Origin of the sequence: Serratia sp. FS14, assembly GCF_000695995.1 — a bacterium.
In the GTDB taxonomy this organism is placed as follows: Bacteria; Pseudomonadota; Gammaproteobacteria; order Enterobacterales; family Enterobacteriaceae; genus Serratia; species Serratia nematodiphila.
Map to the genome: position 1 here is coordinate 2,742,066 of NZ_CP005927.1, position 15,692 is coordinate 2,757,757.

13 protein-coding genes and 1 tRNA gene are annotated in these 15,692 nt (G+C 63.5%); 9 read left to right on the forward strand and 5 right to left on the reverse strand.

Going from position 1 to position 15,692, the window contains the following annotated elements; translation table 11 throughout:
• Window positions 1-131 precede the first annotated feature (131 nt).
• The 3 genes from L085_RS12455 (at window position 132) to L085_RS12465 (ending at window position 2,684) form a co-directional block, all read left to right on the forward strand.
• Window positions 132-962: an alpha/beta hydrolase gene (locus tag L085_RS12455; RefSeq protein ID WP_044030866.1), complete on the forward strand. Its 831-nt coding sequence runs from the start codon at window positions 132-134 to the stop codon at window positions 960-962.
• A gap of 121 nt (window positions 963-1,083) precedes the next feature.
• The gene (gene hchA / locus L085_RS12460) at window positions 1,084-1,959 is read left to right on the forward strand and encodes a glyoxalase III HchA (RefSeq protein WP_015378451.1); all 876 of its coding nucleotides are present in this window, start codon (window positions 1,084-1,086) and stop codon (window positions 1,957-1,959) included.
• Complete coding sequence (locus tag L085_RS12465; RefSeq protein WP_044030867.1) at window positions 1,956-2,684, forward strand: PA1136 family autoinducer-binding transcriptional regulator; 729 nt, start codon at window positions 1,956-1,958, stop codon at window positions 2,682-2,684. Before hchA ends, L085_RS12465 begins: the two co-directional genes overlap by 4 nt.
• On the opposite strand, the gene L085_RS12470 is transcribed toward L085_RS12465, so the two are convergent.
• Window positions 2,681-3,571, reverse strand: a complete 891-nt coding sequence (locus tag L085_RS12470; RefSeq protein ID WP_044030868.1) for a LysR substrate-binding domain-containing protein — start codon at window positions 3,569-3,571, stop codon at window positions 2,681-2,683. The two genes, L085_RS12465 and L085_RS12470, sit on opposite strands and share 4 nt — an antisense overlap.
• A 128-nt stretch (window positions 3,572-3,699) precedes the next feature.
• Between L085_RS12470 and L085_RS12475 the strand changes: the two genes are divergently transcribed.
• Entirely contained in the window at window positions 3,700-4,272 is a 573-nt protein-coding gene (locus L085_RS12475) for a hypothetical protein (RefSeq protein WP_044030869.1), read from the forward strand.
• Between the two features lie 50 nt (window positions 4,273-4,322).
• Here L085_RS12475 and L085_RS12480 read toward each other — a convergent pair whose 3' ends face one another.
• Window positions 4,323-6,029 (reverse strand): hypothetical protein, encoded by a 1,707-nt coding sequence (locus tag L085_RS12480; RefSeq protein ID WP_044030870.1) that lies wholly within the window; start codon window positions 6,027-6,029, stop codon window positions 4,323-4,325.
• 455 nt (window positions 6,030-6,484) lie between these two features.
• Between L085_RS12480 and L085_RS12485 the strand changes: the two genes are divergently transcribed.
• Window positions 6,485-7,375, forward strand: a complete 891-nt coding sequence (locus L085_RS12485; RefSeq protein WP_044030871.1) for an oxidoreductase — start codon at window positions 6,485-6,487, stop codon at window positions 7,373-7,375.
• Between the two features lie 145 nt (window positions 7,376-7,520).
• On the opposite strand, the gene L085_RS12490 is transcribed toward L085_RS12485, so the two are convergent.
• The 3 genes from L085_RS12490 to dpiA form a co-directional block, all read right to left on the reverse strand.
• Window positions 7,521-7,596: transfer RNA gene (locus tag L085_RS12490), tRNA-Asn, on the reverse strand.
• Between the two features lie 114 nt (window positions 7,597-7,710).
• On the reverse strand, window positions 7,711-10,800 hold the full coding sequence (locus tag L085_RS12495) for a beta-galactosidase (RefSeq protein WP_044030872.1): 3,090 nt from the start codon (window positions 10,798-10,800) through the stop codon (window positions 7,711-7,713).
• 102 nt (window positions 10,801-10,902) lie between these two features.
• Entirely contained in the window at window positions 10,903-11,589 is a 687-nt protein-coding gene (gene dpiA / locus L085_RS12500) for a two-component response regulator DpiA (protein WP_021505854.1), read from the reverse strand.
• Between the two features lie 312 nt (window positions 11,590-11,901).
• Between dpiA and citC the strand changes: the two genes are divergently transcribed.
• Genes citC through citF form a run of 4 tightly spaced genes read left to right on the forward strand, consistent with a single transcriptional unit; the run spans window position 11,902 to window position 15,689 of the window.
• Window positions 11,902-12,972 carry a [citrate (pro-3S)-lyase] ligase gene (gene citC, locus L085_RS12505; protein WP_028127715.1) on the forward strand — a complete coding sequence of 357 codons (1,071 nt, stop codon included), beginning with the start codon at window positions 11,902-11,904 and terminating at the stop codon, window positions 12,970-12,972.
• On the forward strand, window positions 12,972-13,280 hold the full coding sequence (gene citD / locus L085_RS12510) for a citrate lyase acyl carrier protein (RefSeq protein WP_004940811.1): 309 nt from the start codon (window positions 12,972-12,974) through the stop codon (window positions 13,278-13,280). Before citC ends, citD begins: the two co-directional genes overlap by 1 nt.
• Window positions 13,264-14,184, forward strand: a complete 921-nt coding sequence (gene citE / locus L085_RS12515; protein ID WP_044030873.1) for a citrate (pro-3S)-lyase subunit beta — start codon at window positions 13,264-13,266, stop codon at window positions 14,182-14,184. The genes citD and citE overlap by 17 nt, the downstream gene beginning before the upstream one ends.
• Window positions 14,184-15,689 (forward strand): citrate lyase subunit alpha, encoded by a 1,506-nt coding sequence (gene citF / locus L085_RS12520; RefSeq protein WP_028130661.1) that lies wholly within the window; start codon window positions 14,184-14,186, stop codon window positions 15,687-15,689. The genes citE and citF overlap by 1 nt, the downstream gene beginning before the upstream one ends.
• Window positions 15,690-15,692 lie beyond the last annotated feature (3 nt).

A 15,692-nucleotide genomic window follows, 5' to 3' on the forward strand; every position in this document is an offset into this window, starting at 1 on the left:
ACTTTAAACCTATACTCGTTAAACGATCAACGCAAGATCGTCGGCCAGCCGGGATGAGGGAACCAGAGATCCCGGCGCCGTGCGCAGTATAAACCTTCTTTTTTAACCATAGTGTAAATGGGAGAAACGACATGGGTTATGTAACGACCAGCGATGGCGTCGAGATTTTCTACAAGGATTGGGGCCCCAAAAACGGCAAGGTTATCTATTTCCACCACGGCTGGCCGCTGTCCAGCGATGACTGGGATGCCCAGATGCTGTTCTTCGTGAACCAAGGGTTCCGCGTGGTTGCGCACGATCGCCGCGGCCACGGCCGCTCCAGCCAGGTGTGGGAAGGGCACGACATGGACCACTACGCCGATGATGTCGCCGCGGTGGTGAAACACCTGGGCGTACAGGGCGCGATGCACGTGGGCCACTCGACGGGCGGCGGCGAGGTAGTACGCTATATCGTGCGCCACGGCGAGGACAAGGTGTCCAAAGCGGTGTTGATCAGCGCGGTGCCGCCGCTGATGGTGAAAACCGACGCCAATCCGCAGGGCACCCCCAAAGCGGTGTTCGATGATTTCCAGGCGCAGCTGGCCGCCAACCGGGCGCAATTCTATTACGACGTGCCCGCCGGCCCGTTCTACGGCTATAACCGTCCGGGCGCCAAACCGTCGGAGGCCATTATCTGGAACTGGTGGCGCCAGGGCATGATGGGCGGCGCCAAGGCGCACTATGACGGCATCGTCGCCTTCTCGCAGACCGATTTCACCGAAGATCTCAAGAAGATTGCCATTCCGGTGCTGGTGATCCACGGCGACGACGATCAGGTAGTGCCTTATCAGGACTCTGGCGTGCTGTCGGCCAAGCTGGTGCAAAACGGCACGCTGCATACCTACAAGGGCGCGCCGCACGGCATCCCGACCACCCACGCCGATCAGGTCAACGCCGATCTGCTGGCGTTTGTGAACAGCTAAGAACAGCGCCCAGGGGGACGCTCCGCCGCCTGGGCGCTGCTTGAGGGATATCCCTCATTGCGGCCCTGCCGGCGGTTATTTAAGCTGAATGGGCAATGCAACGATGAATATGGAGATAATCATGACTGATTCAGTGTCCAACGATCGTAATCCCACCCCGGATGTGGCGGAAGACAACGCGTTCTTCCCATCCCCTTACTCCCTCAGCCAGTACACCTCGTCCAAAACCGACTTCACGGGCGCCAGCTACCCGAACGCCTATCGCGGCGGCAAGTGGAAGGTGCTGATGATCGCCTCGCAGGAGCGCTACCTGCTGATGCAAAACGGCAAGTTCTTCTCCACCGGCAATCACCCGGTCGAGATGCTGCTGCCGATGTATCACCTGGATCTGGCCGGTTTCGAGATCGACGTCGCCACGCCGTCCGGCGATCCGGTGAAGCTGGAGATGTGGGCGTTCCCGCATGAAGATGAAGCGGTCAAGGCCACCTACGAGAAGTACCGCAGCCAACTTAAGCAGCCGAAAAAGCTGACGGAAGTGGTGAAGGATCTGGATGGCGGCAACTACCTCGGCGTTTTCATTCCCGGCGGCCACGGCGTGCTCAACGATATCCCGTTCAGTGAAGAGGTGAAAAAGACGCTGCACTGGGCGCATGACCACGATCGCTACGTGATCTCGCTGTGCCACGGGCCGGCCGGTTTGCTGGCGGCGGGCATCGGCGAGAGCAAAGCGGATTTCCTCTATCGCGGCTATGAGATGTGCGTGTTCCCGGACTCGCTCGATACCGGCGCCAACATCGATATCGGCTATATCCCCGGCCCGATGCCTTGGCTGGTAGGCGAACGCCTGCGCGAGTTGGGCGTTAAGATCGTCAACGCCGACATCACCGGCAAGGTGCATAAAGATCGGCGCCTGCTGACCGGCGACAGCCCGCTGGCTTCCAACAACCTTGGCAAACTGGCGGCAGAAACGCTGCTGGCCGACGTCGCCGCGCGATGAGCGACGAGATCGCGCAGCGCGCTTTCCAGACGGCGTTGGCGATGGACTACGAGCGCACCTTGTCCGCCATTCAGGGGCGGGTTCGCGCCTTCGCCGCGCCGTTCGGTTACAACCGCTTTGTGCTGTTTTCCGCCTCCGCGGCGGCGGAGGCGGGGATCGAGCATATTTATTGGGTCGAGGGCGACTGGTTCGGTGAGGGGGAGGCGGTCGATGCGCTGACCTACGTGCGGCACTGCCCGGTGACCCGGCACATGCTGCGGGCCGCCGAACCGTTCTTCTGGACCAAAACCCGGGCACAGCAGGGCGAGCGCTACCGGATTGTGCGCACGCCGCGCGGCGCCGGTCTGCACGGCGTGCAGATCCCGGTATTCGGACCCGCCGGGTTGGAGGGGGCGGTCAGCCTGGGGGGCGAGCGCATCGACGCCTCGCCGCCGGTGCGGCTGGCGCTGTCGCTGGTGGGCGCGGCGGCTTTTCTGGCGGCGCGGCGGCTGTTCGAACCTGCTGCCGGTGAACGGGAGGGCCGGCTGTCGGCGCGCGAGCGCGAGGTGCTGAGCTGGACCGCCATTGGCCGGCGGCAGGCTGATATCGCCGCGATGCTCGGCCTGTCTGAACGCACGGTGGAAAATCACCTGCGGCGCATTCGCCAACGTCTCGGCGCCGCCACCACCGCGCAGGCGATCAGCGTGGCGATCCGCCTGGGCGAAATCGCCCCCGAGAGCCGTTAGCCCGCCGCCATTTGCCGCAGCAGCCACGCGCGCAGCGCCATGATATCGGGGCGCTGCGCGGTCTCTTCGGTGGCCACCAGATAGTAGTTGGCGCCGGGCAATGACATCTCGAACGGCGCCGCCAACACGCCGCGCTGCAACAAATCGCGCGCCAGCAGCCGGCTGGCGATCACCACCCCCTGGCCCGCCACCGCCGCCTGCAGCGCATGGGTCTCGTCGCTGAAGGTCAGCCCGGCTTCCACGTTCAATCCTTCCGGCCCGTAGCGCCGCCGCCAGTTCTCCCAGGTCGGTGAGTCGGCGGGCACCTGCCGATGCTCCACGTGAAACAGCGTCACCCGCAGCAAATCTTCGATGCGCTCCAGCGCCAGCGCCGGGCTGGCCACCACGATAAAGCGATCCTCATGCAGCAGGGTGCAGTGCAGATCGCTTTCCGGCGTTTCACGGTAGCGGATGGCGACGTCCACGGTGCGCTGGCTGAGATCCACCCGCTCGACGCTGGTGTGCAGGCGCAGATCGATGGCGGGAAACTCCGCCTTGAAATCCGCCAGGCGCGGCACCAGCCAGTGGGTGAGAAAGTTGGAGGTGGTGGTGACGGTCAGCGCCGGCGGCTGCCGGGCGCGGGTGATTTGGGCGACGGACTGCTCCAGCGCGGCGAAGGCGCGCTGGGTGCCGGCATACAGGATCTCGCCGGTTTCGGTCAGGCTGACGCCCTGCGCGCTGCGCTCGCACACCCGGCATGCCAGCACCGACTCCAGCAGCTTGATCTGATGGCTGATCGCCGTTGCGCTGACGTCCAGCGCCTCGGCGGCCAGTTTGAAGCTGCGGCAGACGGCCACGGCGTGGAAAGCGCGCAGCGCGCCCAGCGGCGGCAAACGGGTTTTTCTCATGGCTGAATTATTCTCATCCAAGGCTGAAAACTATGAGTTTGTCTTACCGATTATACAAGAGATAGGCTACTGACATGTGAACAGGGAAATGAATTTATTTCATCATTTCCATCATGTCGGAGTGAACGATGAGCCTCTATATCAACAACGGCGCCCTGGGCGCCATGGAACACACGGGAACGGCGGCGAGCGCCCTGGCGCTCAGCGTGCCGGTCGCGGCGGGCGCCTTGCTGCTGAAGACCGAAAATCTGCTGGGCATCGGCGCGACCCTGATGCTGCTGACGGCATTGGCGCTGGCGTTTCTCGGCGGCGCCGCGCTGGCCCGCTGGCGGACGCTGCGGAACCGGCCTGCGCTGGCGATTCTCCGCCACGGCTTTTTACTGGCGGCGGCGGGATGGCTATTGATGCTGCTGATGCTGTTCGGCGGCCACGGCTGGCCGGCCCTGCTGCCGGGCCTCGCCCTCGGCGGTCTGGGGCAGGGCGTCGCCTACCGCACGGCGGTGGGGGAGAAAGCGGCGTTCGCCGTGGCGTGCAGGCTGACGACGGTGGTGACTCTCGTGGCCGTAGTGGTTGCCGTTTCGCTGGTGCAAACCTATGCCGCGCCGGGGATAAAGGGAGCCTGTTTCGCGCTGGCGCTGCTGGTCGATCTGGCCTTGCTGGGGGCGTTGATGGCGCGGATTGCGGAGCGGGATGGGGGCTGAGCCGCCGCGCTGCAGGTAAACAGCCCGCCGGTAAACCCGGCGGGCTTCGCTTAGGCGGCCGCCAGCTCTTGCGGGGCAATGGTTTGCAAACCGACAAGCTGAATGGCCGGCTGCTCCAGATTGATGCCAAAGTATCCTTGATCCCAATTGTAGATATTGACGACGTGCTGATTGAGCGCGCTTTCGCCCTGCATGAATATCGACAGATCCTGCGTATGGGTTTGCGCGTTGTAATTCAGTGAGAAGCTGCTGTTTGATCCTTCGGCGCCGAAGGCCAGCAGGTGGTTATCGATAGACAGGGAGGAGGCCTGTAAAAAGCCCAGCTCGAAGCTGTCGTCGATGTAGATATTGTGGGTCTGTTTCACGGGAATGTTCAGCAGGCTGTTGGGGAAGGGCACATCGTTGGACAGCATGCTCAGGTTCACGCCGAGATAATCCTGCGGCGCGCTCCCTCCCGGCGCAGTGGTATAACCGTGCTCGAAACGAATCTCGCTGGAGCCTTTTCCCAGGTTGACCTCCAGGCCGTTGGCCGGCGTCAGCACTCGATCGTTAAAGGTGACGTTGTCCTTAAAGTCGGTCAGTTTCACCGCTTCGATGTTGTACAGCCCGTCCTTAAAGCCATACAGCCCGATGCCGTTTTTCTCGATCACCCCGCGTCCGCCGTAGCTGCCCTGGGCGTCAAACTTCAGGTTTACCCCGTGCGACAGGCTGGAATAATCGACCGTATCGTGGCCGCTGCCGCCATCGATCACCGTCCAGCCGTAGTTGCCGGCGTTGTTTTGCCAGCCGCGCGGCACGCTGATGGTGTCGTCGCCGCTGCCGGTGTTAACGGCGATATTGCCGAACGCCAGCGTGAAATCGTCGTCATGCAGCGTACCGACGCGGTACAGATTCGGCGTGGACAGCACGTCGGCAATGTCGTTGAAAATCGCCGAGCCGATATCCAGCTTGCCGGGAATGAGGCTGCCGCCGCCGGTCACGCTGCTGCCGTAGGATTCGGTGTAGAAATCACGCGCCGCTTCGGCGGCGAGGCGGATGGTCTCGTGGCCAATGCCGAGGGTGGTCAAATAGGTGGGCACTTCGCCCGCCAGCAGCGTTTCAACCACGTAACTGAGGTTTTTCATCTGCATGGAGACCTGCGCCGCGGCAATCAGATCGTAAGTCCCGCCTTCCACCTTAAAGGCCGAGGTGTCGTTGGTCGCCACCCATTCGGTAAAGAACGAGGTATCGCCTAAATAAGAGAACAGCGTGGTGCCGGCCCAGGGGGAATAGTTGGGGGCGCCGGTCGAGGAGGCGTCGGTGAACACTTCGGACGCCGCCGCGCCGGCGTCGATCAGGCCGACCTCGTGAATATCCGGCACTTTGGCGCTGGTGGGCGGGGCATCCGGCAGCGGCGCATTGGGATCGCTGCTCAGATCGACGCCAAACAGCGTTTTGGCGAAGTTTTTGGCGATGTTGTCGGAGGCATTCTGAATGCGCGCCTCCCAGTCATCGGGCACATGCCCGGTGCGCAGCTCATACTGCAACTTGGTTTGGTCGCGAATGTAATGGGCAAACGCCCCCTGATTCGAGTTCACGCCATAGGCGCCTTTGATCCAGGTATACACCGCGATATCCACGCCCTCAATGGGTTGGTTGGCATGGTTGGGATCGGTGAGCGTATCGACGGATGCGGCATACACGGCCGGCCAGTCGCCGGCTTTGGCGGCCTCCCAAATCGCTTGCAGTTTTTCTCGGTCGGTAATGACGTAAGCCATATAAACACTCCTTGTTGCTGAGAGATTATCTTGGAATTCAACATGATGAATGGAAGCGCGCGATGGAATAAACCGAAACCCGAACAGCCAGAAACGCGCATGCCGCGATCTGCAGCGAACGATGGGCGGCAGGCGCCCATAGCGAAAGGATAGACGTAACTTACCGAGCGCGAACAATTCGCTTATCGACTTGTTTTTACAGGATTATTGCTGTAAATCGGCGGGTTAACCCGCGTATTGGCGCCAGGGAGGGATTTCCGTCATCTTGGTTAGGAATCTTCTTAGATAAAAGAGTGGGTTTCGCTGGTGGGGAGGGGCCGGATAGTTTCCGACAGCTGCTTTTCTCTCCTTGTCGCCGTATCATTTACCCTGGTGCCCGCTTATCCTGCATCAGCATTAGCGCGTAACAGAAACCGCGGGCTGATGAACGGTTAATCCAACCTGGAGGACTCGCTATGTCCGATCGCCCTACTATTGCGCTTATCGGCCCCGGCGCCATCGGCACCGCCATCGCTGCGGCGCTTCATGAAGTGGGCCGCACGCCGCTGCTTTGCGGGCGTACGGCCCATCCGCAATTAATTCTGCGCCACGATGAGGGAGAAGTGGTGGTGCCGGGGCCGGTTTTAAGCGATCCGCGTACCGTAGCCCATCCCTACGATCTGGTTTTTGTCGCCGTAAAAACCACGCAGGTGACCGACAGCGCGGGCTGGCTGGCGGCGTTGTGCAATAAAAACACCGTCGTGTGTGCGCTGCAAAACGGCGTCGAGCAGCAATCTCTGCTGGCGCCTTACGTCAATGGGGCGACGGTGCTGCCCTCCGTGGTGTGGTTTCCGGCGCAGCGCGAGCAAGATGCGTCCGTCAGGCTACGCGCCACGCCGCGCCTGACGCTGCCGGATGCGCCACAGGCGCAAACGATCGCCGACGCGCTCAGCGGTTCACGCTGTGCGGTTGAGCTGTCATCGGATTTTCTCTCGATTGCCTGGCGTAAGCTGTTGCAGAATGCGGCTGCGGGGCTGATGGTGCTGGCCAATCGCCGCGCAGGCATGTTTTCGCGCGCCGACATAACGCAACTGGCCCTGGCTTATCTGCGTGAATGCCTGGCCGTCGCGCGCGCGCAGGGTGCGGTGCTTCACGATAACGTGCCGGAGGCGATCGTGGACGGCTTTCAGCGTGCGCCCGCGGATTTGGGCACCTCTATTCTTGCTGACCGGCAGGCCAACCGGCCACTGGAGTGGGACATACGCAACGGTGTCGTGCAGCGTTATGGGCGCTTGCAGGGCATCCCTACGCCGATTAGCGATATCTTGGTGCCGCTGCTGGCGGCGGGCAGTGAAGGGCCGGGGTGATAGCCTGCGGCGCAGACGTTCGTCGGGCAAGGGTATTTTCGCTGTCAATGCGGTTGGCATTCAGACAGCCGGTTGCCTGTCGCAGCCCAAACCCGCCAACAGCAAAAAGCCCGCTTAAGTTTCCTTAAGCGGGCTTCTCTAAATATGGCTCCTCTGACTGGACTCGAACCAGTGACATACGGATTAACAGTCCGCCGTTCTACCGACTGAACTACAGAGGAATCGTTGGAACGGGGCGAATAATAGCGAGGCGCCGCAGGCATGTCAAAGGCGGATTACACATTCTGTGACTGTTTGCTTACAGAATGCGCAACCCGTTGAGTTTTTTGGCAGATTTAGCCCTCTGGCGCCCGCTGCAGGCGCAGCTGATAGCGGTAAACGCCGGCGGTGAGCAGGTAATCCCGGTGCACGCTCGGGCTCCAGGAGTCGTCGCCGCCCACCCCCATGTGGAAGCCGTCCAGGTGCAGCCAGGTGCCTGCTTCCGGCTGCAGCAGATGCTGGTGGCTGCAGGCCATCAGCTGTTGCAGGCCGTAGCGGCTGAGCGAGAAGTGGAAGCGGCCGTCGATGCGCCAGCCGCCGTAGCGCAGGCTGCGGGTGTCGCAGCGCAGGCCGTTCTCGCCGGGGAAAATATACGGCGTGTGCAGATCCGCCAGCGGCAGGCGCCAGCGCCCGTGCTGCGCGGCCAGGCGGCGATCCGGGTAGTTCTCGTGCGGGCCCAGACCCAGCCATTCCGCCTGCGGCTGCACCGTCGCCAGTTGGCAGTGCAGGCCGATGCGCGCCGGCGGCGGCAGGGCGTCGGCCACCTCGACCTCCACGTTCACGCTCACCGCGCCCAGCGCGTCGAACAGCCACTGCTTGCGGCTGATCAGCAAAATCTGCCCGTCCACGCCGAACTGGTGTTCGCTCACCACCCGCACGCCGTTTTGCAGCGCATCGGCCTGCAACTGCGTGCAGCGCTCCTCCAGCCGGTACAGGCCCGCCAGCTTCCAGCGTTCGACCCAGGCGTTGGGATCGATATGGTTCGCCTCGCTGACGCCGATGTCGTTATCGATCGGCGCGCGCGCAAAGCCGTCGCGCAGCGGCGTCAGCAGCTGCGGCTGCTCGTTCTGCCACCACTGCGTCAGGTGGCCGCTGCTGCGCTCGAAGCGCCAGCGCTGGTCGCCGTGGGTAAGCGTCAGCCCCTGATCGTCTTCAATCAGCGTAGGCGGCACGCCCTGCGCCGGCGGCGGCGCGGGATGCAGCGCGCGCGGCACCCGCCACTGATCCCAGGCGCAGCGGTGGTGCGCTTCAGACCAGTCGGTGGCCTGCGGTTGCACCACCTCCACGTTCAGCCACAGCTCGCCGGGCTGATGCAGCATCGGCAGCCGCTCGAGCAAGATGAAGCTAGCGCTGCCCTGCGGCGGCAGCGCCAGATCGAAGCTGCCGCTGGCGCGCTCCACGCCGTCCAGCTCCAACCGCCAGTTGAGCTGTTCGTTGTCGGTGTGGCGGAACAGGTAATCGCTGGTGACGGTCAGCGTCAGCGAGGCGGCGTCGAAGGCGAAGCGGAACAGCTGCTGCGCCCGCTGCGCTTCGAACAGCGCCGGGTGCGGGGTGCGATCCGCGAACACCAGCCCGTTCAGGCAGAACTGGCGATCGTTGGGGGTGTCGCCGAAGTCGCCGCCGTAGGCCCAAAATTCCTCGCCGCGCTCGTCACGCTTGATCAGCGCCTGATCGACCCAGTCCCAGATAAAGCCGCCCTGCAGGCGCGGATGTGCGTGGAACGCGCGCCAGTAGCGCTCAAAGCCGCCGAAGCTGTTGCCCATCGCATGGGCGTATTCGCACAGGATCAGCGGGCGCTGTTCCTCCGGCAGGCCGATCCACTTGCCGATCGCCCATTTGGGCACTGCCGGGAACGGCTGATCCTGATCCACTCGCGCGTACATCGGGCAGATGATGTCGGTGGCGGCGGTGTCGGCGCCGCCGCCTTCATATTGTACCGGGCGGGTCGGATCCTGGCTTTTCACCCAGCGGTACAGCGCGTCGTGGTTCGCGCCGTGGCCGGACTCGTTGCCCAGCGACCAGATAATGATGCAAGGGTGGTTGCGATCGCGTTGCACCATGCGGGTGACGCGCTCGCTCATCGCCGGCAGCCACAGCGGATCGTCAGCCAGGCGGTTCATCGGCTGCATGCCGTGGGTCTCGATATTGGCTTCGTCCACCACGTACAGCCCGTAGCGGTCGCACAACCGATACCACAGCGGGTGGTTGGGATAATGCGAGCAGCGCACCGCGTTGAAGTTGTGTTGCTTCATCAGCAGGATGTCGTGGCGCATCGTCGCTTCGTCCATCACCTGGCCGTGGCGCGGATGATGCTCGTGGCGGTTAACGCCGCGGATCAGCAGCGGCTGCCCGTTGAGCTTCAACAGCCCGCCGCTGATTTCCACCTGGCGGAAGCCAACGTTATAGGCCTCCACCTCGATAATTTCTCCTGTGGGCGAGAGCAGGGCGACGGTGGTGCGATACAGCACGGGCGTTTCGGCGCTCCACAGCGCCGGGCGTTCCACCGGCAGGCGCAGCGTGACGCGATCGTCATAGGCGCCGCGTTCGTCCACGATCTCGCTGCCGAGCGGCTGGGTGCGCTCGGCCACCCGCGCACCATCGCGCCACAGCTGCACCTGCACCAGCAGCGGGCCGGGCCGGCTGGCGCGCGCCGTCACCACCAGTTCGCCGCGGGTAAAGCCGTCATGCAGCGGGGTGGTGATGCGCACATCGCTCAGGTGCGCGGCGGGTTTGTGCAGCAGGCTGACGTCGCGAAAGATGCCGCTCATGCGCCACATGTCCTGATCTTCGAGATAACTGCCGTCGCACCAGCGCAGCACCATCACCGCCAGCCGGTTTTCACCCGGCTGCAGCCACGGGCTGAGATCGAACTCCGCCGGCAGGCGGCTGTCCTGCGAATAGCCGACCCAGTGGCCATTGCACCATAAATAGAACGCCGAGTTGACGCCGTCGAAGATAACGCGCGTCTGGCCGGCGGCCAGCCAGGCCGGATCGACGCTGAAGACGCGCGAGTAGCAGCCGGTCGGGTTGTCTTCCGGCACGCGCGGCGGATCGACCGGGAACGGGTAGCGCACGTTGGTGTAGATTGGCGCGTCGTAGCCGGCGAGCTGCCAGTTGCCCGGCACCGCCAGCGGGGCGGCGTCCGGCAGATCCTGCTGCAGCCAGCCTTCCGGCGCCGCCTGCGGGCGCGGGAAATAGCTGAAGCGCCACTCGCCGTTCAGTGAGCGGCGGCTGGCGCTGGGGGCGTCGTCGCGCGCGTCTTCCACCGTGCGCCAGCTGGCGAACGGCGGGTGGGCGTCCAGCCGGCGGTAGTGGGTGCAGGCGGGGTTTTGCCAGTCACGGCGGGCGAGGATATCGGTCAGGGAAACTAGGGGGGCAGCAGGCATCGGCGATCGTCCAGTCGGCTAGGTGATGCTCACCAAGATGCTGACCGGCGCATAAAAAGTAAAGCGGTTACACGCAACCTTGCAAGGGCGATCAAATAACCGCTAATGCGGCTCGCCGGCGCGATAGATCCGCTGTGGGCGGCCCACTTTGCCGTAAATGATCTCGGCGCGCAGCTGCTGCGCGGCGGTGCAAAACTCCAGATAACGGCGCGCGGTGGTGCGGCTGAGCCCCATTTTTTGCGCAACGCTTTCAGCGGTATGCCGCGCGGCGGGTTCGGCGAACAGCGCGCGGACCTTGCCCAGCGTCAGCTCGTCGATGCCAGCGGGCAGCGCCGCCTGCTGCTCGCCGCGGGCGTAGGTGTTGAACATCTCGTCGATGCGGCGCTGGTTAAGGCGCGCCTTGTCCTTCAACGCTTCGCGGCGCTGGCTGAAGCGCTGCAGCGTCTGGCTCAGCCGGTCATAGGCCAGCGGTTTGATCAGGTAGTCGAACACGCCGTAGCGCAACGCCTCGGCTACGGTGGCCATGTCGCTGGCGGCGGTGATGAACACGATGCCGCCGCGATAGCCGCTCAGCGTCAGTTCGCGCAGCAGGGTGATGCCCTGGCCGTCCGGCAGAAAGTTGTCCAGCAGGATCAGATCCGGCTTGAAGCGTTCGGTCATGGCGCGCGCCTGCGCCAGCGTGCCGGCCAGCCAAATCTGGCGGCAGCCGCCGTTCTGGCGGATAAACTCCGCGTGCATCTCCGCCAGCGGCGTTTCGTCTTCAACGATCAGGATGTTCAGCCATTCCATAATGAAACCTACTATTGCAATCAAGATGCTAAATGAATGTAAGTGAATTGCGGCGCCAAATAAAGATTATCTCAATAATAAACACCATAAGATTAATTAAGCAAATAAAGAACATTAAATAACTTATTAACCGGGATCGGTTTGTGAAATAGGTCAATAATCCGCGTTTTTTTCTGCTTACCATGGGTTTATTGAACGAGAGGGTGATTTTATCTTCATGGTTTTTAAGGTTTTAATTGCCATTTCTGATGTTAATTAAAATGCATTTTTGTATTTCATTTGTTGTTTGCCAGTTAACCCAGAGAGCGTGTTATGTTAGGCGATGCCGTATTTAATCGGGTAAAGCGATCGGATCATAAAGCGATTTCAGAAATAAGCGCCTTCTTGCGCAGTAACGATCTGAATATCGATACCACGGTTGAAATATTTATTACCGTTACCCAGCACGACAAATTGGTCGCCTGCGGCGGCATCGCCGACAATATTATCAAATGCGTCGCCATCAGCCCGCTGATGCGCGGCGAAGGCTTGGCGCTGGCGCTGGCGACCGAGCTGGTGAACCTGGCCTATGAGCGCCATCACACCCAGCTGTTTATCTACACCAAGGTGCAGAACGAGCCGCTGTTCCGCCAGTGCGGTTTCTACCCGATCGCCACCGTGCCGGGCATTGTGGTGCTGATGGAAAACAGCCCGTGCCGCCTGAAGCGCTACGCCGCACAGCTGGCGAGCCAGCGCCGGCCGGGCGAGACCATCGGCAGCATCGTGATGAACGCCAACCCCTTTACCCGCGGGCATCAGTATCTGGTGCGTCAGGCGGCCAAACGCTGCGACTGGCTGCACCTGTTTCTGGTGAAGGAAAACACCTCGCGCTTCAGCTATGAAGACCGGCGCCGGCTGGTGCTGGCCGGCACCGCCGATATCCCCAACCTCACGGTACACGAAGGCTCGCAGTACGTGATCTCGCGCGCCACCTTCCCCTGTTACTTCATCAAGGACCAGGGCGTGGCCGACGACTGTTACACCGAAATCGATCTGAAGATCTTCCGCCAGTATCTGGCGCCCGCGCTGGGCATTACGCACCGCTTCGTCGGCAACGAGCCGTTCTGCGCGGTGACCGCGAAATACAACCGCGACATGCGCTACTGGCTGGAAACGCCGGCGCTGCCCAGCCCGCCGATCGCGCTGGTGGAAATCGAGCGTTTGCAATATCAGGGCACGGCGATCTCCGCCTCCTGGGTGCGCAAGCTGCTGGCGGCGGGGGACTTCCACGCCGCCGCGCCGCTGGTGCCGCCGGACACCCTGTACTACCTGCAGGATCTGCAAACGCAGCGCCGGGCCAAGGCGGCCCCGCATCCTTTTGAGTCCGCACAATCAGGTGAATGATGAAAATTATCCGAGAAGCAATGGCCGGCACGCTGGAGTCCAGCGATGTCATGGTGCGCATCGCGCCCGCCGAGGGGCCGCAGCACGATCTGCTGATCGCCAGCAGCGTGGAAAAACAGTTCGGCGCGGCGATCCGCCGCACCCTGCTGGAGGTGCTGCAGCGCTATGAGGTGGAACCGGTGCAGGTGATCGTCGACGACAAAGGGGCGCTGGACTGCGTGCTGCGCGCCCGGCTGGAAACCGCGCTGATGCGCGCCTGCGAGGGTGGCCAACTGCCGTGGGAGGCGAAAGATGAAAACGCTGAATAAAACCCGGCTGCGCCGCAGCATGCTGTTCGTCCCCGGCGCCAACGCGGCGATGGTCAGCAACGCCTTTATCTATCAGGCCGATGCGCTGATGTTCGATCTGGAAGACTCGGTGATCCTGCGTGAAAAAGACGCGGCGCGCCGGCTGGTGTACCACGCGCTGCAGCACCCGCTGTACCAGGAGGTGGAAACCATCGTGCGCGTCAATGCGCTCGACTCCGCCTACGGCCTGGCGGATTTGCAGGCGGTGGTGCGCGGCGGCGCGGATATCGTGCGCCTGCCGAAGACCGACAGCGCGCAGGACGTTATCGACATGGAGCGCGAGATTGCCGCCATCGAAGCGGCCTGCGGCCGGCCGGTCGGCAGCACCGGGCTGCTGGCGGCGATCGAATCGGCGCAGGGCATCACCAACGCGGTGGCGATCGCGCACGCTTCGCCGCGTCTTATCGGCATCGCGCTGGGAGCGGAGGACTATGTACGCAACCTGCGCACCGAACGCTCGCCGGAAGGCATCGAGCTGCTGTTCGCCCGCTGCTCGCTGCTGCAGGCGGCGCGCGCCGCCGGCATTCAGGCGTTCGACACCGTGTATTCCGACGCCAACAACGAGGCCGGCTTCCTGCAGGAAGCGGCGCTGATCAAACAGCTCGGCTTCGACGGCAAATCGCTGATCAACCCGCGCCAGATTGAGCTGCTGCACAACCTGTACGCGCCGACCGCCAAAGAGGTGGCGCACGCGCAGCGGGTGGTGGACGCCGCCGAAGCGGCGGAGCGGGAAGGGCGCGGCGTGGTGTCGCTGAACGGAAAAATGGTCGACAGCCCGGTGATTGAACGCGCCCGGCTGGTGCTGGAGCGCGCCGCGCTGTCCGGCTTACGGGAAGAACCGGCGCAGCACGGGGAGGAAGCATGATGAACCGCCAACAACGATTGATGACCTTCGCCAACCCGGCGGATCTGCCGGGCTATCAGGACGTTTCCAAAGCCAACCTGCAGGCGCGCAAACCGCGCGATCTCAAGCTGTGTGACTCCTTGCAGGAAGCGGTGCGCCGCAGCGGGTTGCAGGACGGCATGACCATTTCCTTCCACCATGCGTTTCGCGGCGGCGATCTGGCGCTCAATCAGGTGATGGAGACGCTGGCGGCGATGGGGTTCCGCAACCTGACGCTGGCCTCCAGCTCGCTGACCGACTGCCATGCGCCGTTGGTTGAGCATATCCGCCACGGCGTGGTGAGCCGCATTTACACCTCCGGGCTGCGCGGCCCGCTGGCGGACGCCGTTTCGCGCGGCCTGCTGGCGGAGCCGGTGCAAATTCACTCGCACGGCGGCCGGGTCAATCTGATCGAATCCGGCGAGCTGAAGATAGATGTGGCCTTCCTCGGCGTGCCGGCCTGCGATGAGTTCGGCAACGCCAACGGCTACAGCGGTGAAGCCTGCTGCGGCTCGCTCGGCTATGCGCGGGTGGACGCCGAGGCGGCGGGCACCGTGGTGTTGCTGACCGAGCAACTGGTGCCGTATCCGCATCATCCCGCCAGCCTGGCGCAGGATCGGGTGGACCTGATCGTGCAGCTGGAGCGGGTGGGCGACGCCGACAAGATCGGCGCCGACGCCACGCGCATGACCTCGAACCCGCGCGAGCTGCTGATCGCCCGCCGCGCCGCCGAGGTGATCGCCGGTTCCGGCTACTTCACCGAAGGGTTCTCGCTGCAAACCGGCACCGGCGGCGCCTCGCTGGCGGTGACCCGGTTCCTGGAGGACAAGATGCGCGCCCGCGGCATTCGCGCCGCGTTCGCCCTCGGCGGCATCACCTCGACCATGGTGGATCTGCACGAGAAAGGGCTGATCGGCAAGCTGCTGGACGTGCAGAGCTTCGATCGGGCGGCGGCGACCTCGCTGGCGCGCAACCCGCGCCATATCGAAATCAGCGCCAACCAGTACGCCAACTTCAGCTCCAAGGGCGCCTCGGTCGATCGGCTCGACGTGGTGGTGCTGAGCGCGCTGGAAATCGACACCGGCTTCAACGTTAACGTGCTGACCGGCTCCGACGGCGTGCTGCGCGGCGCGTCCGGCGGCCACTGCGATACCGCCGCCGCCGCGCGGCTGGCGATCATCGTCGCGCCGTTGGTGCGCGGGCGCATCCCGACGCTGGTGGAGCAGGTGACCACCTGTGTCACGCCGGGCTCCAGCATCGACATTCTGGTGACCGACCACGGCATTGCCGTCAACCCGGCGCGGCCGGAGCTGGCGCAGCGCCTGCGGGAGGCCGGGCTCGAGGTGGTGAGCATCGACTGGCTGCGCGCCCGCGCGCTGCAGCTGACCGGCGAACCGCAGCCGATCGCCTTTACCGACAAAGTGGTGGCGGTGGTGCGCTACCGCGACGGCTCGGTGATCGACGTGGTGCATCAGGTGGCGGAGTAACCG